The organism is Microcoleus sp. w2-18bC1 (assembly GCF_036700365.1).
Taxonomy (GTDB): domain Bacteria; phylum Cyanobacteriota; class Cyanobacteriia; order Cyanobacteriales; family Microcoleaceae; genus Microcoleus.
This window is the reverse complement of record NZ_JAUBOS010000010.1, coordinates 42,543-61,613: the sequence shown is the minus strand read 5'-3', so window position 1 is coordinate 61,613 and position 19,071 is coordinate 42,543. Positions and strand designations below refer to the sequence as shown.

Annotated in this window: 22 protein-coding genes and 1 pseudogene; 15 read left to right on the top strand and 8 right to left on the bottom strand. The window is 44.7% G+C overall.

The window, feature by feature from the left end:
* Positions 1-80: 80 nt before the first annotated feature.
* Positions 81-1,058: a carbohydrate kinase gene (locus QT979_RS08965; protein WP_333309317.1), complete on the top strand. Its 978-nt coding sequence runs from the start codon at positions 81-83 to the stop codon at positions 1,056-1,058.
* Between the two features lie 181 nt (positions 1,059-1,239).
* Here the strand turns inward: QT979_RS08965 and QT979_RS08960 are convergent, their stop codons facing one another.
* From QT979_RS08960 to QT979_RS08940, 5 genes are all read right to left on the bottom strand, one after another.
* Complete coding sequence (locus QT979_RS08960) at positions 1,240-1,728, bottom strand: gluconokinase (RefSeq protein WP_333210233.1); 489 nt, start codon at positions 1,726-1,728, stop codon at positions 1,240-1,242.
* Positions 1,729-1,856: 128 nt separating this feature from the next.
* Positions 1,857-2,555 (bottom strand): aquaporin Z, encoded by a 699-nt coding sequence (gene aqpZ, locus QT979_RS08955; protein WP_333210231.1) that lies wholly within the window; start codon positions 2,553-2,555, stop codon positions 1,857-1,859.
* A 348-nt stretch (positions 2,556-2,903) separates the two neighbouring features.
* Positions 2,904-3,665 carry a DNA-binding protein gene (locus QT979_RS08950; protein ID WP_333309315.1) on the bottom strand — a complete coding sequence of 254 codons (762 nt, stop codon included), beginning with the start codon at positions 3,663-3,665 and terminating at the stop codon, positions 2,904-2,906.
* 48 nt (positions 3,666-3,713) lie between these two features.
* Positions 3,714-4,478: a hypothetical protein gene (locus QT979_RS08945; protein WP_333309313.1), complete on the bottom strand. Its 765-nt coding sequence runs from the start codon at positions 4,476-4,478 to the stop codon at positions 3,714-3,716.
* Positions 4,479-4,645: 167 nt separating this feature from the next.
* Positions 4,646-5,965: a 3-isopropylmalate dehydratase large subunit gene (locus tag QT979_RS08940; RefSeq protein WP_333210226.1), complete on the bottom strand. Its 1,320-nt coding sequence runs from the start codon at positions 5,963-5,965 to the stop codon at positions 4,646-4,648.
* A 101-nt stretch (positions 5,966-6,066) separates the two neighbouring features.
* Here QT979_RS08940 and QT979_RS08935 point away from each other — a divergent pair, with 101 nt between their 5' ends.
* Both QT979_RS08935 and QT979_RS08930 read left to right on the top strand, forming a co-directional pair.
* Positions 6,067-6,678, top strand: coding sequence for a Uma2 family endonuclease (locus tag QT979_RS08935; protein ID WP_333309312.1), 612 nt, complete (start codon positions 6,067-6,069; stop codon positions 6,676-6,678).
* Positions 6,679-6,771: 93 nt separating this feature from the next.
* Entirely contained in the window at positions 6,772-6,879 is a 108-nt protein-coding gene (locus QT979_RS08930) for a PEP-CTERM sorting domain-containing protein (RefSeq protein ID WP_333210223.1), read from the top strand.
* Positions 6,880-6,956: 77 nt separating this feature from the next.
* On the opposite strand, the pseudogene QT979_RS08925 reads toward QT979_RS08930, so the two are convergent.
* Together QT979_RS08925 and QT979_RS29010 are read right to left on the bottom strand one after the other, a co-directional pair.
* Positions 6,957-7,466, bottom strand: a pseudogene (locus QT979_RS08925) (ATP-binding cassette domain-containing protein); the annotation flags it as partial.
* Positions 7,454-7,663, bottom strand: coding sequence for a cysteine peptidase family C39 domain-containing protein (locus tag QT979_RS29010; RefSeq protein WP_445304767.1), 210 nt, complete (start codon positions 7,661-7,663; stop codon positions 7,454-7,456). The pseudogene QT979_RS08925 and the gene QT979_RS29010, both read right to left, overlap by 13 nt.
* Before the next feature lie 369 nt (positions 7,664-8,032).
* On the opposite strand from QT979_RS29010, the gene QT979_RS08920 reads away from it, so the two are divergent.
* From QT979_RS08920 to QT979_RS08865, 12 genes are all read left to right on the top strand, one after another.
* On the top strand, positions 8,033-8,926 hold the full coding sequence (locus QT979_RS08920; RefSeq protein ID WP_333309310.1) for an AraC family transcriptional regulator: 894 nt from the start codon (positions 8,033-8,035) through the stop codon (positions 8,924-8,926).
* 399 nt (positions 8,927-9,325) lie between these two features.
* The gene (locus tag QT979_RS08915; protein ID WP_333210219.1) at positions 9,326-9,511 is read left to right on the top strand and encodes a hypothetical protein; all 186 of its coding nucleotides are present in this window, start codon (positions 9,326-9,328) and stop codon (positions 9,509-9,511) included.
* Positions 9,512-9,649: 138 nt separating this feature from the next.
* Positions 9,650-9,991, top strand: a complete 342-nt coding sequence (locus tag QT979_RS08910; protein WP_333210218.1) for a hypothetical protein — start codon at positions 9,650-9,652, stop codon at positions 9,989-9,991.
* 442 nt (positions 9,992-10,433) lie between these two features.
* Positions 10,434-10,649, top strand: coding sequence for a hypothetical protein (locus tag QT979_RS08905; protein WP_333210216.1), 216 nt, complete (start codon positions 10,434-10,436; stop codon positions 10,647-10,649).
* 459 nt (positions 10,650-11,108) lie between these two features.
* The gene (locus tag QT979_RS08900) at positions 11,109-12,644 is read left to right on the top strand and encodes an HlyD family efflux transporter periplasmic adaptor subunit (protein WP_333309308.1); all 1,536 of its coding nucleotides are present in this window, start codon (positions 11,109-11,111) and stop codon (positions 12,642-12,644) included.
* Between the two features lie 749 nt (positions 12,645-13,393).
* On the top strand, positions 13,394-14,125 hold the full coding sequence (locus tag QT979_RS08895) for a LuxR C-terminal-related transcriptional regulator (RefSeq protein WP_333309306.1): 732 nt from the start codon (positions 13,394-13,396) through the stop codon (positions 14,123-14,125).
* A gap of 144 nt (positions 14,126-14,269) precedes the next feature.
* The gene (locus QT979_RS08890; RefSeq protein ID WP_333210210.1) at positions 14,270-14,680 is read left to right on the top strand and encodes a beta/gamma crystallin-related protein; all 411 of its coding nucleotides are present in this window, start codon (positions 14,270-14,272) and stop codon (positions 14,678-14,680) included.
* 294 nt (positions 14,681-14,974) lie between these two features.
* Positions 14,975-15,355 carry a hypothetical protein gene (locus QT979_RS08885; RefSeq protein WP_333309304.1) on the top strand — a complete coding sequence of 127 codons (381 nt, stop codon included), beginning with the start codon at positions 14,975-14,977 and terminating at the stop codon, positions 15,353-15,355.
* A 41-nt stretch (positions 15,356-15,396) separates the two neighbouring features.
* On the top strand, positions 15,397-15,744 hold the full coding sequence (locus tag QT979_RS08880; RefSeq protein ID WP_333097360.1) for a DUF1036 domain-containing protein: 348 nt from the start codon (positions 15,397-15,399) through the stop codon (positions 15,742-15,744).
* A 308-nt stretch (positions 15,745-16,052) separates the two neighbouring features.
* Positions 16,053-16,466: a hypothetical protein gene (locus QT979_RS08875; protein ID WP_333309302.1), complete on the top strand. Its 414-nt coding sequence runs from the start codon at positions 16,053-16,055 to the stop codon at positions 16,464-16,466.
* A gap of 108 nt (positions 16,467-16,574) precedes the next feature.
* Entirely contained in the window at positions 16,575-17,855 is a 1,281-nt protein-coding gene (locus QT979_RS08870) for a S8 family serine peptidase (protein WP_333309300.1), read from the top strand.
* Positions 17,856-17,954: 99 nt separating this feature from the next.
* Positions 17,955-18,182, top strand: a complete 228-nt coding sequence (locus tag QT979_RS08865) for a hypothetical protein (RefSeq protein WP_333214879.1) — start codon at positions 17,955-17,957, stop codon at positions 18,180-18,182.
* A gap of 9 nt (positions 18,183-18,191) precedes the next feature.
* Here QT979_RS08865 and sfsA read toward each other — a convergent pair whose 3' ends face one another.
* A complete protein-coding gene (sfsA, locus tag QT979_RS08860; protein ID WP_333309298.1) occupies positions 18,192-18,926 on the bottom strand; it encodes a DNA/RNA nuclease SfsA in 735 nt (244 codons plus the stop codon).
* Between the last annotated feature and the right edge of the window lie 145 nt (positions 18,927-19,071).

Sequence of the window (19,071 nt, the reverse complement as noted above, 5' to 3'; positions counted from 1 at the left end):
TTTTCCTGGGATGGGTTAAAAATCATTATTGACCTGTCTACTGCTGGTCTAAAATCTCAAATCTCAAATCTCAACTTTCTATGACTTATCCTCGCGTTCTGTGTCTGGGTGAAGTTTTATTTGATTGTTTAGCAGACAAACCAGGAGTATCTCTCGAAGAGGTAGAATCTTGGACTGCATATCCCGGCGGTGCTCCTGCTAATGTTGCCTGTGCTTTGGTTAAATTGGGGACGGCGGCGGGATTTATCGGTGCTGTAGGTGGGGATGAATTGGGGAATTCCCTAGTGCAGGTGTTGCAAGAAGTAGGGGTTGATCTTGCTGGATTGCAGCGACATCCAAGTGCGCCGACGCGACAAGTTTATGTCTTGCGAAATGAAGTGGGCGATCGATCTTTTGCCGGTTTTGGCAAATTTGATACTGCGGATTTTGCTGACACCCGCCTCCTCGCTGCACAACTACCCGAAGTGCTGTTTGAAAATGCCGAATATTTAGTGCTAGGCACTTTAGAATTAGCTTATCCTGAAAGTCGAGAGGCGATCGTCCGAGCGATCGAACTAGCAGAACAGTACGACGTTAAAATTATACTTGACATCAATTGGCGTCCCGTGTTTTGGCCAAATCCAGACGAAGCAAAAGCGCGCATTAGAAAAATATTAAAAAAAGTTGATTTTGTCAAGTTATCTGAGGAAGAAGCCGAATGGTTGTTTGACACTACCGACGCTGGAGCTATTACCTACCGTCTCGATTCTGTAGAAGGCGTTTTGGTGACAGCAGGCGAGAAAGGTTGCGCTTATTGTATCTCTGAAAATGAAGGAAAAATCCCCGCATTTACAGTAGATGTTGAGGATACAACAGGTGCAGGCGACGCATTTCTGGCTGGTTTTGTGCGACAGTTGTGCAAGCAGGGAATTAAGAATTTAGCCGATCCAAAAATAGCCCAAACAATTGTAACTTATGCCAGTGCGGTAGGTGCGATGACAGCGATGAAACCCGGGGCCATTAGAGCTCAACCTACTGGGGCTGAAGTAGAAGCTTTCTTGTATTTGTACAAAAATTAGGGCCGCAAACCTATCAGCCTGGAAACGAAGAGGGGGCTAAATTTAGTTCAGAAACTAGGTTTTTCATAAAAAAATAACTTTTATACTAAATCCGCCTTAAAAATCTCTCCTAGCGGAGAGAAACTAAGAAATTAAGGGGTATTGAAGCTAGATTTGGTATTAGAGGTTTTATTGTGTCCAATTAACGGCACATCAGATGAATTCTAATTTGGCGCAAGATTAACTCTAACGGCTGCGAAGCATCTATGATAATTGCATCTTCAGGTTCTTCGAGACTGTCTAACTGACTTAACAGCAAATCTGCTTTCATGTAGTGATTTTCGCGAGTTTTTAACCTTGTGGCTAATAGCTGAAAAGAACATTTTAGATAAACTATCTTCATTCGCTTGTGGTCTCGGTAGAGCATTTCGCGGTAAGATGTTTTTAAAGCAGAACAAGCCAAAACCACATTTTTATTTTCTAACAGCCACCTGTCTATTGTAGCTTGCAATTGTAATAGCCAAGGAAGGCGATCAGCATCTTCTAAAGGAATGCCCCGACTCATTTTATCGATATTAGCTGATGGGTGAAAATCGTCGGCATCGCTGAAATCCCAATTGAGAGATTGCGCCAGCAACTTGCCAACAGTTGTTTTCCCAGAACCTGAGACTCCCATCACGATCGTAATCATGGCACCTATTTACCGAATACTTGCAATTTTATCAAGTTGTGCGATCGACAAACCGGGTTTCTTAAGTTGCCGGATGAATTCTACCACCCTAAAAAAATCAATAAACCCGGTTTATTTTTGATTCTCGATCAAATTTCTTCCATAGTGGGTTTAATGAGATTATAAGCCAAAACGCCGATAATTCCACCAATCACTGGGAATACAATAAACGCCCACAACTGTTGGATTGCCCATCCGCCTTGAAAAAGTGCAACACCGATACTTCTAGCTGGGTTAACTGAAGTATTAGTTATGGGAATTCCGACTAAGTGAATCAACACCAGCATCAAGCCGATGGGAATTCCACCAAAACCGACTGGATATTTGGGATGGGTAGTACCCATGATTGTAAATAACAGAAAAGCAGTCAGTACAATTTCCGTCAAAGCTGCTGCCAAAAGTCCGTAACCAGTGGGAGAATGTTCTCCAAAACCGTTAGATGCAAATCCCGAAGCTGCCGCATCAAAACCTGGTTTTCCTGATGCTATCATATACAAAACAAGACCGCCTAGAATTCCCCCTACAATCTGACCTCCTATATAATAAGGAAGCAAAACAGCATCGATCAGTTTGGCAACTACTAAACCGATGCTTACCGCCGGATTAATGTGGCATCCAGAGATAGGGCCGATGGTATAAGCCATGATTAAGAGGGATAGACCAAAGGCGATCGAAACTCCCAAAAAACCGATTTTGTCTCCAGCTAAAACCGCACTGCCACATCCACCTAATACCAACACAAAAGTACCAAAAGCTTCAGCAACCCCAATCTTTATTTTTTTGTTCATACTTACAATTTGCGGAAGTTTCTAATCGGTCAATTTCGCACCCATACGAGTTCTAAGTATAAAAATTAGAACTCGAATTTGTTTCATTTAGCGCAACAATACTAATGAAAATTATTAGCAGCGTATAGCTCTAATGATTTTCATAAATTGCATGGGCTTAACTGAGAATGCGGAATTTGGAATCGATAAATTAGCTCAAAGATACTCTATTATGTAAAAAATGTCAACAGCTAGCTAATTATTCGTCTAAATTGTGCAATTTTCTGTATTCAATCTGTATTCAATTCACAATAATTAACTTGACTTTTTTCCTAATTCTGCGATCGTAATTTTACTTATTGTTGCTGATTATCCGATCGCACTTGCAGCTAAAACATCATTGCTAACCGGCTGGTACATCGGGCCTTTGAAGGGGCGAAAGTCTTGCTGGCAATCGGCAGTAATCTTGCACAGCAAGCGGAACTTTAGGGGGGTTGGGGGTTGATTCAGACGATCGACTTCTACGCGAACCAATTCTGGATGCTGCAAAATAATTTCAAAAAGATCATCCACCAGATAGCGCTGACAATAGCCGACAATCCAGTGATCTTTAGTACACAGAAGCAGACGGGAAGCGCGCGGATTTTGAAATTCGTGGGCTAAATACAAAAGTTCGCCCAATTGAAGCCGATTAATCCGTTCAATTGCCGACTTGGAAAGGTATCGTAGTCCATCTGCAAAAAAATGGATACAGTAACGTCCATTTTCATCTGCTTCCGGACAAGGGAACACCTCAAATTTATCAGTTGCCCGTTTGCCTCCGCTGCGCGCCAATAAAGCAATTGGGTCATGTTCGTGTTCAGGGATATTCAACCATTGTACAAATTCAGGGTAGTCAGGGCGCGATCGCGCCATCACTCGATTAGAAAACAACGAAAACAGTTTCTGTGAAGTGTAAACATTATTGAAATTCGGGAAAGATGGCAAAGGCAGAAACCCGCACTTAAGTTTAGCTTCTAGAACACCATTTGTATAATTGAACTGGTATTCTTTGCCGTTAAATGTCAATCGACCAATCGGAAACCAAGAACCGCTGTCCGGGCTTTGCCAAGCCAAAAATAGTGTTTTCAAAGCAAATCTCCTGTCACTTAAACTAGGTAATGCACCTTATCTTTACTCTTAATTAATAAGAATTTTTTGCAATTTTTGCCGAGTTTTACCGTCGATTATCTCTTTGCCAACATTGGGTTGGCTGACATTCACTCGGACAAAATCAATACCGTCTTTTTCGGTAAACTTCCGATCGCCATCCGAGTCTTTTCTAATAGTGAGAAAAATTCCGCCGCTCTTTTCATCAAATACCCAACTCATTAACTGGGTATCGGGCGGAGTTATTGCCTGAAGCGATTTGCCTCCCAAGTTAGATAAATATCCAATAATTGCGTCCGCCCTGTCAAGTTTGCCATCAGCATTTGTATCGCTATCTATGATGTGAAATAACAGCAACTGATTCTGAGGCTTGCTGGATGCTTTGTTGGAGCGATTTTGCTTTGGTTGATTTGTTTGTACATTTCCCTGGCTTGGATTTTCTGGTTCTTGTTTACCTAACAAATATTCAAATTTGGAGATTAACGCTCTTCTGTTTAATAAAATATTAGACTCTCCGCTACTTTTGTTATAAAAAATCATATTATAACCAACTATTCCGCTACCCTTAGACTCTTCATAAGGATCGTATATTGGTGAGACAGTGGGAAATCCCGCTTGTTTTTCATCGCCAGATAAAGTAACGGGAATCATCATATATTCTGATTCATAGTCAAATATCAAATCGCCGTAACCAACCTGCAATTTTGGCTTTTCTTCAACCTTTTCTGCTTGAGTTATTGCCGTAGTTGAGCTGCATGATAGGGCAACCGCTAACAGGAGAAATGCGGCAGACATCTTGCGTAATATCTGATGAGTCACCATAATTTTTCACATTTGATATAGATAGTTATTTTGATTTTATTCTAGTTATCGCGTCTACATCATTCATACAGATTTGTAGGGGTAGTGCCAAGAGTGCCTACCCCCGATATGGGCGCAACCACGGGGGGATTGCCCCTACCTTATAGGAATTCGCGCGGATCTGTGACGTGCCCAGTCAGCGCCGAAGCGGCGGCCGTGTAAGGCGAAGCTAGATAAACTTGCGCTTCTTTATTTCCCATCCGGCCGGGGAAATTGCGGTTAGTTGTAGATACACAAATTTCGGGTTCATTCATCCGCCCAAAAGTATCTTTCGGGCCGCCCAAACAAGCGGCGCAAGAAGGGGCAGCAGGTTCGATGCAACCGGCAGCTAAGAAGATTTCCGAAAGCGTTTGACCATCGTATTTTGTGACAAACAAATCTTCGTAAACTTTCTGAGTTGCTGGTACTAAATAAGTCGGAACTTTGACTTGATTTCCTTTGAGAATGCGGGCGGCATTCAGGAAGTCGGAGGTTTTGCCACCGGTGCAGGAACCGATGTAAACTCGATCGATCTTGACATCGCGGCAGTTGCGGGCTAAGTCGCGGTTGTCGGGAGAGTGGGGTTTGGCGACGACTGGTTCTAATTTGCTGACATCGTAGGTGCGATCGCTATAAAATTTAGCATCCCCATCGCTGTAAAATGAATCGAAGGGTTTGTCAGTCCGCGAAGTAACGTAATCAAACGTAGTTTTGTCGGGCGCAACCGTGCCGTTTTTACCACCAGCTTCAATCACCATATTGCACAGCGTCATCCGTTCTTCCATCGTCAAACGCTCAACTGTATCGCCCGCAAATTCCATCGTCCGGTAGTTAGCACCGGCTACGCTAATATCACCAATAATCTGCAAAATTAGGTCTTTTGCTAACAAATAATCCGGCAGTTCACCGTTGAACACAAAGCGCATGGTTGCGGGAACTTTGATTAACAGTTTGCCGGTTCCCATGATAAAAGCCGCGTCTGTATTGCCGATACCGGTGGCAAATTGTCCGAAAGCGCCGGCATTGCAGGTGTGGGAATCGGTGCCGAACAGCACTTCGCCCGGTCTGGTGTGGCCTTCTTGTGCTAGCGCGATGTGGCAAACTCCTTTGTAGTCGGGATTTGCTTTGAAGTCCGATCGATCCGTGATGTCGTAAAAGTATTTTATCCCTTGTTCGGCGGCAAAATCGCGGAGAATATCGACGTTGCGGTTAGCGCGTTCGTCGTTGGTGAAAATGTAGTGGTCGGGAATGAGGACGATTTTGTCTGGGTTCCAGACTTTAGCATTCTCACCGAATTCGCGTTTGAAAACGCCGATGGTGCCGGGCCCGCAGACATCGTGGGTCATCAACACGTCTGTTTCTACCCAGATATTTTCTCCGGGCTCGACTTTAGTGCGGCCTGATGCTTTGGCTAATATTTTTTCGGTCAGAGTCATTCCCATAGTGCGATCGCTGTTTTTTATTAGATGCTACAAGTGTATTGTAAGCGAAACATTCTATTAAAATTGAAATTATCAGGTCTCAAAAATCGGGAGTAAGGACTATGACCTTGCTGACGTTACCCCTAAAAGTTAATCTCGATCGCGTTCAATTTACCGATGAGCAGTTTTATCAACTCTGTCTCAGCAATCCTGAATTGACGATCGAGCGCGATGCTGAAGGAAGATTAATTGTTATGTCTCCAGTTGGCGGCGATAGCGGTAGTCGCGAGATGGATCTCGGCGGTGAGGTTTATATTTGGAATCGCCAAACCCAACTAGGTAAGGTGTTTAGTTCTTCCACGCTATTCAAATTGCCCGGTGGAGGATCTCGCTCTCCTGATGTAGCATGGGTGGAATTGTCTCGCTGGGGAGCACTCACTCCTGAACAACGACAGAAATTTCCCCCCATAGCGCCGGATTTTGTCATTGAACTGCGTGAAGCGAAGCTATCCCGTAGGGAATCGCGATCGGACAATCTGCAAACCTTGCAAGATAAAATGATGGAATACCTACAAAGTGGGGTGCGGTTGGGTTGGTTGTTTAATCCACAAAATCAGCAGGTAGAAATTTATCGACAGGGACAACCAAAAGAGGTTCGCTCTTTACCAACACAACTTTCTGGAGAAGATGTTTTACCTGGATTTGTGCTGGAAGTTCCATTATTTACCGATTGAACTATAAGAGGCAATCGCAGTGATGTTGCCAACATTTGGCGGCTCGTCTATAGCAGTTCTCAGGGATCTCGCGCTTTGGGGAGCAATTCTTTCATGATTGCCGGAGCAGTGGCAGAACCCAGCACCATTGCTGCCATGATTGTTGCAGGATTGGGATTGTTGGTCGTCAAAATTAAGAGGCGATCGCTCTTAATTAAATGATAGTTTTACCAGACCCGATTGCCGATCACGCTTGGGTGTTATAACGAACCGCGAAGACGCGAAGTCGGATGCTATAATTATGGATATAAAAAATTTAAATGTTCTCCTGGAATTTGGCTCAACTCTTCGGGAGTTCCAGTTAGTTTGAGTTCACCCCGATCGAGCAGTACAATCACATCAGCCCGCTGAATGACTCGGGGACGGTGGCTGATTAAAATTGTCGTTTTGCCCTGACGATCGGCTAATAATCGATCGAGCACTTCAGTTTCAGTTGCGGGATCGAGGGCTCCTGTAGATTCATCTAAAATCAAGACGGGCGGGTCGGTGACAAGGGCGCGGGCGATCGCCAATCTTTGCCTTTGTCCGCCAGAAAGATTCGCGCCAAACTCGCCCAAAACAGTCTGATACGTGTCGGGAAGTCCGCTGACAAAATCGTCGGCACCGGCAATTTGGCAAGCTTTTACTATTTGTTCTAAAGTCGCGCTAGGGTAACAAAAGCGGAAATTCTCGACAATCGATCGGCTCCAAAAGTGAGCTTCCTGCGGCACGAGCACGACTTGTTCGCGCAGGCATTCTAGCGACAAATCGTGACGGAACGGGCGTTAAATCCCAAAGCTTCTGCCCCGCGGCGCAATCCCAGCAGCGTTGTGCCCAATTGTCCGGTACCGACGGCTTCGCGGACGCGGTTGATGGCCAACGTGCGCCCGCAGGATTTGGCAACGGTAGCCAGACACGCGGCGCCGCAGTCTTCTTCGCTGTGTTGGAGAACGATCGGATATTTCATAACAAGTTAGAAGCTTACAGGCTTATTTCCTCTGTTGATTTTTCGTTTTTCTGGGTCTTTTGCGCCTAGAACGCTTGATGATTAGACATCTCCAAAAACTCTTTTCGGGAGTAGGGTGAGGCACCCTGCAGGCTCTTGACTAGCGTTTCAGTTCTATGTATATTCAGAGATTTTAGTCGCCTATCGCCCTATCAAACGTAAAATTAAATAAACCGTAAAGTTGCCCAATTAGGACTTACGCATGAACTCTCTCTGTAGGGCGAAACACACCGCACCTTACCGCCATCAATAGTGTTGCAACGCTGTTTTTACGTAAGTCCTAACTATTATTAAACAGAAAGATAGTTTTGTAGCGGGGGACAGAAAATCATGTCTGAAAGTAAAGTTCTTTTTGTCGATTCAAATCAAAAAAAACACTTTCCCCAGATATTTCCTCAGTTGCCAATCATCAAGAACGATCGCGCAATTTGGACTGGCATCAGTTTAGAATACCACCGCCAGCCTCCGTTTGAAACCCCTCAATATGCGATCGGTTCTTACTCGATAGGCATCAACCTCGGACAGAGTTTCCAGATGGAACGAAAGATTGACGGCAAGTGGGAAACCAAGCAAGTATTTCCCGGTGCGCTGGGTCTTTGTCCCTTTAATTTATCTCACGAACTCCGGTGGCATAGTGAAATGAATTTACTCTCTCTCAATCTCGATCGCGAATTCATAGTTCGCAGCGCACTGGAGTTATTCAATACCGAGCAAGTTGAGTTATTGTGGCCGATGCCATTTCAAGATCCCTTAATCCAGCAAATTGGACTGGCACTCAAGGCAGAAGCGCAATCAGATGGCGGGGGCAGCCGGCTTTATGCAGAGACAATGGCGAACGCACTTGCCGTACATTTATTGCGGCATTATTCGACGCAAGGGGAGCGTAAAATCAACGGCAAATGGGCAATGTGTCCGCACAAATTGAGGTGGGTTCAAGACTATATCAACGATTATTTAGAACGGCAATTCAGTGTAGATGAACTGGCGGCGATCGCCCAACTCAGTCCCTACCACTTTTCCCGCGCTTTCAAACAATCTGTTGGTATCAGTCCGCACCAATACGTGATTCAACAGCGGGTAGAACGGGCAAAACAATTGCTGTTGCAGGGAAATATGAGTTTGTCGGAAATTGCGATCGCCTGCGGCTTTTCTCATCAAAGTCATCTCAATCGCCACTTCAAACGCTTGACAGGAGTGACTCCCAAGACTTTGCTCAATTCATAGCAAGAATGTGCAAAAACCGCAAGACTGTGCAATACAGGTAATGCGGCGTTTGCCATCATCAAAGGTAGACAAGCGAGAATCCTGCTCTCCTTGGGGAGCAAGAAATATCAGACTTTAACTAACGTACAGAAGTAAATCTGATGAAAGCAATGCAGCCTAAGAAATCGCAAACCACACAAAACCCAGCTCTATGGGTCGAACTCAATGATGACATAGCCAGCCAATATTCTGGCGGAGAAAATGGTTGGATGAAACACAACGGACTATGGATACGATGCTATTACGACTATGAGCGTCAAACTTGCACCTGTTAATTGGGTGGAGTTTACCTATTTGTAGGGTGGGTATTTCTCGCCCTACACTCTCATCTTGATGAATTAACCTACAGGATTAAATCTGATGAAAGCAATGCAGCCTAAAAAATCGCAAACCATACCAAACGATCCAAATCAAGCTTTATGGAAAGAAATCGGTGATGAGGTAGCTGCTCAAATAGGCGGTGGGGGAAGAGTGAAGGGATGGGCTAAGTGCCAAGTACCGGGTAAATGTGAAGTAGGGATTGACATTACGATCGTCAGATTTTAGCAACCATACTACTTCTTGAATTCACCGGATGGTAACGACTTTGTAGAACCGGGTTTTACCAACCCTATATGTCGAACACCATGTGGTAAACCCGCCCTCCGAGGCTCATATTTTTACAACAATCCAAGGAGTTGAAAGATGTTTCAAAAACACAAAACAAATAATTCAGTGCCGTCTGCCTTGGATTTTGTAGCCGCGCAAGCACTTGTTGTTGAGTTAGGCGAAGAAAATGAGAAATTACTATCAGGAGGTTACACTGGTGAGGATAGAATTCGCCCCCAATTGACAGCAAGAGATGTAGAACAAGTAACTGGAACTGGCAGTCTAGCCAGTCACTACGGAATTCGGAGTATTCCTACTCTCATGATTGGAACAGGACTTACCCACGCGGAATCAAAGACCCGGTTTCTCTGTCAATATCTCTCGCTAGTAATGCACAATTTTTCTCAAAAACCGGTTTTTTTGCGTAAGTCTTGTTGAAGAAATGCCGATCGCTCGATTCGTAACAAGAACATGCAAAAACAGCAACAATGTGCAAGACATTCAAGAGCGGCATCTGACACTGTTAGGTTAGACAGAAAACCGATCGTTAAGTTTGAAGCAAAATGGAGGATTTGATGATGGAAATTCGAGAACTTTGGTAAGAATTAGATGACCAACAAGCCGAAAAGCTTTCTGGTGGGGCTGAGGGTTGCTTAGCTTGGAGTATTGGATTCTCCGATGTCGTTCGACCAAGCACCTCACAGGCTCCATCCTCTTTCACTTTCCATAGAAGTAGTCTGTCTGAAAGCTCAATTGTGCAAGCGGAAGGAAAAATTAGGGGAACATTACTGCTCTGAGTGATCGCTCTTGAATGCCAGTATCTTATTTGTGCGATGGCATCTCCCATAATTTGTCTGTTGGAAAAATCGGGAGGGGAAAAATGTTTCGCAAAGACCAAACTAAAAATTCATCAAAATCAGTGTTGGATGTTCAGAAATTAAATCCGCTAGTGATGGATTTAAACGAACAGAGTCAGGAATCGATATCAGGTGGGGAAATACAGCGTCTCCAAGAGGAGTTCGCGGCTGAGTTAGCGACTGTATATGCGATCGCTCTCCCTTCTTTTCTTAATCAAGCCAACAAGGCAAAACAATAGTAATTGTAACAGGAGGCTTGGAAATGCTTAATTAGAGTCTTTGGCTGAGCGATCGCGAACTTCAGGATATTTCAGATCCGGAAGCCAATTTAATCGCAGGCGGTCAAGTTACCAGCGTTAGTCAACTTTCGGATGTTCGGCCAATTGTGAGTACCGAACCCAATAAAAAACGCGGTATGCGCTCCAAAACCTCAAACCAAACAGGATTATCAGCTCTGTCTGCTAATATCCGCACTCTGCTATTATTCCCCAATCCCTTTAGTTAAAGGAGTTAAAAAATGTTGCAGAAACATTTAATTTGGTAACTGGTAATTGGGCGGGGGCGGGTTCACTAGATTCTGGATTTTAGCCAAATATTGTTGGTAAAACCCGCCCCCGCAAAACGTTATATGGTATAACAGAGCGATCGCCCTGCATATAACAAATAACCACTGCCAACTGACTAATGACTAATGACTGATGACTAATGACTCTTCTTTTGACTTTCTCCGTACTGCGAAACCCGATGAATTCTTGCCGCCCATCAGCCGCTGGATAACGGCGGGCGGATTATTTTTGTTGGCAACTTTTGGCGGTGCGATCGCCCTTGCTGCTGTCGCTAAATATAATGTTACCGTCCGAGTTCCCGCTACCGTCCGTCCTGCTGGTGAAATTCGCATTGTAGAAGCGGCGACAGCAGGCACGGTTAAAAGCATTCAAGTCAAAGAAAATCAGGCTGTCAAACAAGGAGATACGATCGCCCTGATCGACTCTTCCCAACTTTTAACTAAACAAAGCCAACTGCAAGGAAATATCCAGCAAAACCAACTGCAACTGCGTCAAATTGCTGCTCAAATTAGCGCTTTAGACGATCGCCTAGCAGCGGAAACCCAGGCCATGGAAGGCGCAGTTGCCTCTGCCCAAGCTGATTTAAGCCGCAGCCAGCGGGACTATGGAGAACGGCAAATTACCTCGCTGGCTGAAGTTGAAGCGGCCAAAGCTAATTTACAATTAGCTCAGTCGGAATGGGAAAAATCGCTGCCGGAATTGCAAAAAGAACAGGCTTCCTTGCAAACAGCCGCAGCAAATTTAAAGGCTGCCGAGGCAAATTTAAAAGCAGCCGTTTCTAAGCGCGATCGCTATCAGTCAATCCAAGAAACAGGCGCTATTTCGCTGGATTTATTGGAGGAGACGAAACTTGCCGCCCAGCAGCAAGAACAAGCCGTAGCAGGGCAAAAAGCCGCCGTAGAAGCGCAAAAAAAAGCAGTTGAAAGCCAAAGAAAAACCGTTGACAGACAGCAACAAGCTGTTGAAGTGTCCGCAGCTAAATTGAAAGTTGTTGAAGCTGCCTTGAATCCCAGTGGTGCACCCGTGGCGATCGCCCAACAGCGAATTGCTCAAGAAAAAGCCAAGGGTGAAGCAGCTTTGGCAGCGTTGAAAAAAGAACAATTAGTTTCGATTCAGAATCGCGCTGACATCGAAAATCAAATCAATCGCGATCGCCAAGAGCTCAAACAAATTGATACCGAACTTGCAAAAAGTGTCGTTCGTTCTCCCGTAGACGGCACCATTCTCAAACTGAATCTGCGAAATCCCGGACAAACGGCACAACTCGGTGCGGCAATCGCTCAAATTGCTCCCGCTAATGCTGCGATTGTCGTCAAAGCTCGCGTCGCCGCTCCTGATATTGGTAAAATTGCGATCGGTCAAACATCTATCCTGCGGATTTCTGCCTATCCCTATCCCGACTACGGGGTACTAGAAGCGAAAGTTAGCGCGATCGCACCCGATGCCATTGCTGGTGAAAATAACAGTCCGCCTTACTATGAAGTGACTGTTATACCCCAAAGAACTTATTTAGTCAAGCGCGATCGGGCTATTAGTCAATCTGCTGATCAACAGTGCTGTCAGTATCATATTCAAGCCGGAATGGAAGTTACAGCAGACATTATTTCTCGACAAGAAACCGTACTTACATTTATTCTCAGAAAAGCCAGGATGCTCGCTGATGTTTAACCAACTTTACTATCACCAATTAGTATATTTCATGACGTAATTCACCGCGCCCTTCTTAGGGCGATTTGCTATACTGGTACGCACGGCATTTTTACCTATCTTCAAGTTGGCCGATTCACCAGTCAAATCAGGTTTGGAAAAGCAACCTGCATCAACGCACTCAGCATTCTCGAAGCAGCGCCATAACCTAGCAATATTGTTGCCCTTGCTATTGGCCGATTAGGCTGGTTTGCCTTCCAGATTAAGAAACAGCTAGGTTTTTTTTACAGGGCTAGGTGTTGGCAGCGATCGCATTTTTTCCATAAGTGCGATCGTCTCCCCTGTATAAATTTATCTTTGGCGAATTTAATAGTAAAATTTTGTCCTGACCGAAAACAACCAGTGTACAAGCCCCCGGATAAATCCCTGGGGTCGCTTTCTTCAATCTAAAATCTAAAATCTAAAATCTAAAATCGATTGACTGTCACTTTCTTTTTCGCCACTAATCTCTACAATAGCCTCTACTTGGATTAACACAAAAATAAAATTTCTGCAAGTCACTCGATTATGCGACTGGTAACTAACAGCTAGTGACTGTTATTGTTAGTGATTACTTAAGAAAAGCAATTTAAATCAGGGACTGTCAAAAAAATTCAGAGTGCATTTCTACAGTTGTAGACCTGAACAAGAGTGAAATGAGCTAGATACCCCCACCGCAAGGGTATCTGGTTTCGTCATTCTCACCCTGTATGCCAATGGAGATATTTCCCATGAATTCACAGACACCAAAACGTCAGCGCGCAGTTATGTTGACATCTGAAGGTATTGATAAATTCCCAGCAGCAAAAGCTGAGGCCAAAAGTTACGAAAATTGCTACCAAAATTATACTCTCGAAGTTTTAGGCGATCGCACTAACACAGAGTCAGATAATTTCATTAAGGTATTAGTTAAGCAAATCTTGGATCGGGTAGGGGCGATAGTTGTGGAGATTGCAGGGCAGGTGCAATTCATGACTCAACGCGCCGAACAACTGTTGAACCAGTATTTTTTATCCCGCGCCCCGCACTCATTGCCAGAACTATTACAACATTGGTTCAACCAACAGATATCGCGACTCACCTTCACCGGCGATATTCCATCTAGCTGTTTACCATTGTACATTCAGCAAGCAGGAATACAGTTGATCGTCCGTCTGATTCCAGATCCCATCAACCAGCAACATCTCTTGCTGTTGGAGGAAGAAGAACTGCAATCATTCTCTATTTCGACCCTGGAATCGCTAGGACTCACCAAACGCGAGGCGGAGGTTTTATTCTGGATTGCCAAAGATAAAAGCAATGCAGGAATCGCTAAAGTGCTCGGTTGCAGTGAAGGAACAGTGCGAAAACATCTGGAGCATCTTTACGGGAAACTAAGCGTACAAACTCGGACTGCTGCTGTGATGGTGGCTATGGAAAAATTGGGGTTGTTTAACGGGAAATTTGTTGCAATATCTTCATAATCCTATACGCAGATCGTCGTATTGTTCCCCAAGTTTATGTTGAAGAGAATTAGAGCATACACAAAGCCAACAGCCTAACTGTAGTTGCTGTTTGGCGGAGGTGTCTAATTGACAACAACTCAAACCTAAATTAAGGATTTTGCCATGGATACTATGGAAAAGCTTGTTCTACCTCATAACCTGACCACTCTTAACGGGTGCATTGTCGATCTGGAGTCTAAGATTGGTGATATGCAACTGGTCAAGGGAGTCAAACGTTCCGCGTCAGTGAGTGCCATAACCGCTAGTCGCCTCCCCGAAATCGTTATTTACGACCATATTGACTTTGGAGGGGCGAACGCACGCACTAATCTCAATTGGTACTATGTTGGCGACTGGTGGAATGATAGAATCTCTTCCATTGTTATTGCCTCTGGAGTATGGCAGTTCTTCCAGCATTCGCACTACGAGGGAGCAAGCTGGGTGCTTGGTCCCGGCTACTACCGCTGGGTTGAGTCTGCCAACATCCCGAATGACATCATCTCATCATTCAAGTGTATCCAGTTGACTAATTAAAGCATCTTCTGTCGTAGGGTGCGTTACCGAACGCACCTCATTTGATAAGTAAGCCCTCCTAAAAAAACAGAATACCCAGATCCCGACTTCTTTAAGAAGTCGGGAATCTAAAGTGCGATCGCGTCTTACGTTTAATTAGAACAACTTAACGGTTGCGTAAGTTGTTGCAATATCTTCATAATTCTATACGCGGATCGTCGTATTGCTCTCAAAGTTTATTTTGAGGAATATGAGATAAAACGCTATACGGAGTCTGTAAACTATGCCCAACAAAAATCCACTACGGAGGTAAAAATGGAAACCAATAATGTAGATGCAACGGTCGATTTTGTCGATGTCGGTGTTCAGAAACAGGATTCGGCAGCTCGCGAAGGTCAATCTGATGCTAAACCAGGCATCGAAAATGAAACCTTGCTTCACACGCTACGCGCATCATCGATGTTCTCTGTGGAAAACAAAGAAGTTTTACCTCAAAAAAGCCAAGAAGATGCAACAGTCGATTTTGTTGATGTCGGTGCAATGAAACAAGATTCGGTAGCTCGCGAAGGTCAATCTGATGCTAAACCGGGCATAGAAAATCAAACATTTCTTCACACACTACGTGCATTATCGATGTTCTCTGTGGAAAACAAAGAAGTTTTACCTGAATTTACCCGTTCCAACACAGGGACATAGAACCGTATTCATTGGCAATTACTTATTGTAAGAGGTGGAATATGCTCACAATTTGCAACAAATATACATCTGGTGTTTGGGTAGCTATTATGTACTATCGTCCCAACTGCCCAGATGGTGGAAATTGGGCAAAAAAAGGTTGGTGGCGGCTCAATCCTGGCGAATGCAAAGTGGTATATGGGGGTAGTTTGCGTAGTCTGAATCGCTACTACTGCTACTATGCCGAGGCTGATAACGGAGCAAATTGGTCAGGGCCTTACGTAAGACCTGTCCCTCCACAAGCATTTGACTGGTGTGAGTGGACAAGCAGCACGCAGGCAACTAATGTAGGCTTCCGGTTGCTTGATATTAACAGTTACGACAATTTTACGCTGAATTTGACAGCATAAATCTCAGTGGCGTTGTCAAGTTAAATTTTTATTCTAAATTTAACTTGACAAATCTATCCAAGTATACCTCTCCAATAATCATTGTGGAACAGGCAGGATGCCTGTTCAAGACTGCCTTTTCTGGAGAAGTCTAATAGGAATCGTAACAGTTACGTAAGTTGTTGCAATATCTTCATAATCATATACGCGGATCGTCGTATTGCTTGCCAAATAAATTTGGATGATTATGAGATAGAAAGCAGTTATTCAGCTTCGGCATATAGCGAGAAACAACTTGCCCTTAATGTTAAATAACAAGGAAACAAACTATGTCTTCTACCACAGAAATTTTTGTATCGAATTCTCAGCTAGAGCTTCCCACAATTCAGGAAAGCCAAGAGGCTAACCTTGAAGAGGTTCGTCAACTGGGCGCGCCTCAAGATGGAGCTTCGCCCGCAATATTGTTTGGTAATGGCTACGCTTATCGCCATGACTGGGGATTCAAGAAAGGACAGCACATCTTGCCTCTCAATTGGGGCTTAATCACACCCAACTCTCTCGTCTTCGTTGCGCTCGGCGAAGGTGTTTCTCCAAATACCACGGCTGGAAAGAAGATCGGTGAGGCTCGATATACTCTCCATAACGTTTCCCCACAAAATGGTGTAGTCAAGATTTGGGTCAACATCGAGTGGGAACACAGCCTGATTCGGCTCTATGCTGACTATTTCGTATTCAACCCTTAGAAGCATGGATGAAATACAGGGCTGTTTCTTGACAAGTCACAGCCTGGGAATTCCATAAATCTCTTTGCCAACTCAACGCATTATCTAACACTGAATTAGAGGTATTTTATGTCTGAACAACCGAGTTTTCCCATCCCAGAAACTGCCCAAGCCGATGAAACAACAGGGCGTTACATTATTACTTTCCGCGAAGATGCAGTGACAGAAGGATTAGACCTCCTGAGCGACCAAACTGGTATCAGAGGACTGGCAAATGCTGCCGATTTCCCCGACTCTGCTCTAGACTTGAGCCAAATTGCAGCAGCAGGGGGAGCGGTGTTTCCTACTCTCGGCGTTGCCGTTGTTTCCTTAGACGAAGGGGGTTTAAGCAGCATCATGACATCAGCGGGAGAGGATTCGGCTATTCTGGCGATCGAGCCGGAGAGCACCTTCTACGCGATTGGCGATGGGTTGTCGGCAGATTACCTGCGGGGCTATCGCGATGCGGTGGATAACCTGTACGAGAAAGCCACTAATACAGAGGTAGCAGACATCCAGAAACAAGAATGTTTTGCTGATGATACCGAGTTTACTTGGGGTCTGAAGGCAACGAAGGCGATGAAGTCTCTGTTGACTGGTAATGGAATCAAAGTTGCGGTGCTGGATACGGGGATGGATCTATTACATCCCGACTTCGCGGGTCGATCGATCGTATCGCAATCTTTCGTACCAGGGGAGGACGTACAAGATGGCAACAGTCATGGTACCCACTGCATCGGGACAGCCTGCGGGTTCAAGGATCTTAACGGCCGCAGGTACGGGATCGCTCACAAATCGACCATTTATGTCGGTAAAGTGTTGAGCAATGCCGGTAGTGGCGCTGGTGCCTGGATTCTGGCTGGGATGGAATGGGCGATCGTTAATGGGTGTCAAGTGATCTCGATGTCTTTAGGAAACACCACTCGAACACCGTCTACTGCTTACGAAACTGTCGGCCGCCGAGCACTGCAAAATGGGTGTCTGATCGTGGCAGCCGCAGGCAATAACGGACGAACCGGAGGAACCGTCGGACAACCAGCCAATAGCCCGTCGATTATGGCTGTTGCAGCGATCGATAACTGCGTCCAAGTGGCTGACTTCTCGGCTACCTCTGAGCTAATTCAAGGAACTAAAGTTGATATCGCCGCTCCAGGAGTGAAAGTATACTCATCAGTGCCTATGAATAAAGGGCGTTATGCTGCTTACAATGGCACTAGCATGGCTACACCTCACGTAGCGGGCATCGCGGCCCTGTATGCCGAATCGACTGGTAAACGAGGTGCTGAACTTTGGCAATTGCTGACTGCCTATGCTATGGCACTACCATTACCATGTACTCGTGTCGGAAGTGGCTTAGTAGAAGCTCCGTAATGAAGAATATCCAAATCTCCGCAGGCTTAAAGTGCTGCGGGGATTTAACAGAAGACAATTTACAATACCGCAATGGATTTGCTCCAAAGGATGCTAAATATGTCTGACGAACAAGTACAGCGCATCATAGTGACTGTTGACGACCAAAACATATCGGTAATTCAATCGGTTGTCACTGCCTTAGAATCGGCGGGAATGAAAGTGGAGCAGGTGCTAACTGTTACTGGCATCATTACTGGAGAAGTTTCTCAATCGAAGCTAGAAGGACTAAAGAGCGTACCGGGCGTGGCTAGTGTCGAAATCGATCGAGAAATGCAGGCAATTTAAACTAATCAATCATTTAGGGGTTAGTAGATCGAGTTTTGCTAACCCCAAATAGCGAATGCCTTCCGGTGTCACATCAAAGCGACAGGGCAAAATCTCTACACCTTCACTAATCGCCTGTCTGAACAATTCTCCGTAAAGGCGATCGGCACTATCCCCCGGAGCAAAATCCGTACAATCCCCGCGATTAATAAAATACAGCATTACAGCCCTCGAACCCTGCCGCACCACTTCTATCAATTCTCTCAAATGCTTTTGTCCCCTCTCCGTCACTGTATCGGGAAATAAAGCTAACTCCTCTTTTACCCAAGTTGTATTTTTCACTTCCAGAAAAATCGGTTTTTCCTCACCAGTTAGCCAAAAATCCACTCTACTTTTTTTATCAGTGCCGTAAACAACCTCCGGTTGAATTAAACTGTAATTGCCAAACTCTGGAAACAATTTCAATTCCAAAGCTAATTTAACTACTCGATTTGGCAGCCCAGTATTAACTCCCACCCAAGTTGGCACAGTGTCGCAAACTTTAATTAATTCCCAAGTATAAGCTAACTTGCGTTTGGGATTGTCGCTGGGAGATACTAGCACTGGATTGCCCGGAATGTAAACACCAGTCATCGGGCCAGTATTCGGACAGTGCGCGGTGATTATTTCTCCCGAATCTAGTTCAATTTCTGCAAAAAATCGCTTGTAACGTTTAATGAGAATTCCGGGTAAAAGAGGAGGATATTTGTAAATTAAGCCAGTCATTCGATTTTAGATTTTAGATTTTAGATTTTAGATTTTAGATTTTAGATTCTCGATTGAAGATTGTAGATTATACCTATAACCGAATACCTGGGTTCGCACTTTTTAAATAAGTCTGGGAGCTAACACAATCGATCATACGTTATCA

Bases quoted from the DNA above. Each gene is read 5' to 3' on its own strand.
- QT979_RS08930 (WP_333210223.1), top strand. From the start codon at position 6,772: ATGATTGCCGGAGCAGTGGCAGAACCCAGCACCATTGCTGCCATGATT.
- QT979_RS29010 (WP_445304767.1), bottom strand. From the start codon at position 7,663: ATGAAATATCCGATCGTTCTCCAACACAGCGAAGAAGACTGCGGCGCC.
- QT979_RS08965 (WP_333309317.1), top strand. From the start codon at position 81: ATGACTTATCCTCGCGTTCTGTGTCTGGGTGAAGTTTTATTTGATTGT.
- QT979_RS08880 (WP_333097360.1), top strand. From the start codon at position 15,397: ATGCTCACAATTTGCAACAAATATACATCTGGTGTTTGGGTAGCTATT.
- QT979_RS08905 (WP_333210216.1), top strand. From the start codon at position 10,434: ATGTTTCGCAAAGACCAAACTAAAAATTCATCAAAATCAGTGTTGGAT.
- QT979_RS08940 (WP_333210226.1), bottom strand. From the start codon at position 5,965: ATGGGAATGACTCTGACCGAAAAAATATTAGCCAAAGCATCAGGCCGC.
- QT979_RS08885 (WP_333309304.1), top strand. From the start codon at position 14,975: ATGGAAACCAATAATGTAGATGCAACGGTCGATTTTGTCGATGTCGGT.
- QT979_RS08910 (WP_333210218.1), top strand. From the start codon at position 9,650: ATGTTTCAAAAACACAAAACAAATAATTCAGTGCCGTCTGCCTTGGAT.
- QT979_RS08945 (WP_333309313.1), bottom strand. From the start codon at position 4,478: ATGTCTGCCGCATTTCTCCTGTTAGCGGTTGCCCTATCATGCAGCTCA.
- QT979_RS08895 (WP_333309306.1), top strand. From the start codon at position 13,394: ATGAATTCACAGACACCAAAACGTCAGCGCGCAGTTATGTTGACATCT.
- QT979_RS08920 (WP_333309310.1), top strand. From the start codon at position 8,033: ATGTCTGAAAGTAAAGTTCTTTTTGTCGATTCAAATCAAAAAAAACAC.
- sfsA (WP_333309298.1), bottom strand. From the start codon at position 18,926: ATGACTGGCTTAATTTACAAATATCCTCCTCTTTTACCCGGAATTCTC.
- QT979_RS08915 (WP_333210219.1), top strand. From the start codon at position 9,326: ATGAAAGCAATGCAGCCTAAAAAATCGCAAACCATACCAAACGATCCA.
- QT979_RS08960 (WP_333210233.1), bottom strand. From the start codon at position 1,728: ATGATTACGATCGTGATGGGAGTCTCAGGTTCTGGGAAAACAACTGTT.
- QT979_RS08935 (WP_333309312.1), top strand. From the start codon at position 6,067: ATGACCTTGCTGACGTTACCCCTAAAAGTTAATCTCGATCGCGTTCAA.
- QT979_RS08865 (WP_333214879.1), top strand. From the start codon at position 17,955: ATGTCTGACGAACAAGTACAGCGCATCATAGTGACTGTTGACGACCAA.
- QT979_RS08870 (WP_333309300.1), top strand. From the start codon at position 16,575: ATGTCTGAACAACCGAGTTTTCCCATCCCAGAAACTGCCCAAGCCGAT.
- aqpZ (WP_333210231.1), bottom strand. From the start codon at position 2,555: ATGAACAAAAAAATAAAGATTGGGGTTGCTGAAGCTTTTGGTACTTTT.
- QT979_RS08900 (WP_333309308.1), top strand. From the start codon at position 11,109: ATGACTAATGACTCTTCTTTTGACTTTCTCCGTACTGCGAAACCCGAT.
- QT979_RS08875 (WP_333309302.1), top strand. From the start codon at position 16,053: ATGTCTTCTACCACAGAAATTTTTGTATCGAATTCTCAGCTAGAGCTT.
- QT979_RS08890 (WP_333210210.1), top strand. From the start codon at position 14,270: ATGGATACTATGGAAAAGCTTGTTCTACCTCATAACCTGACCACTCTT.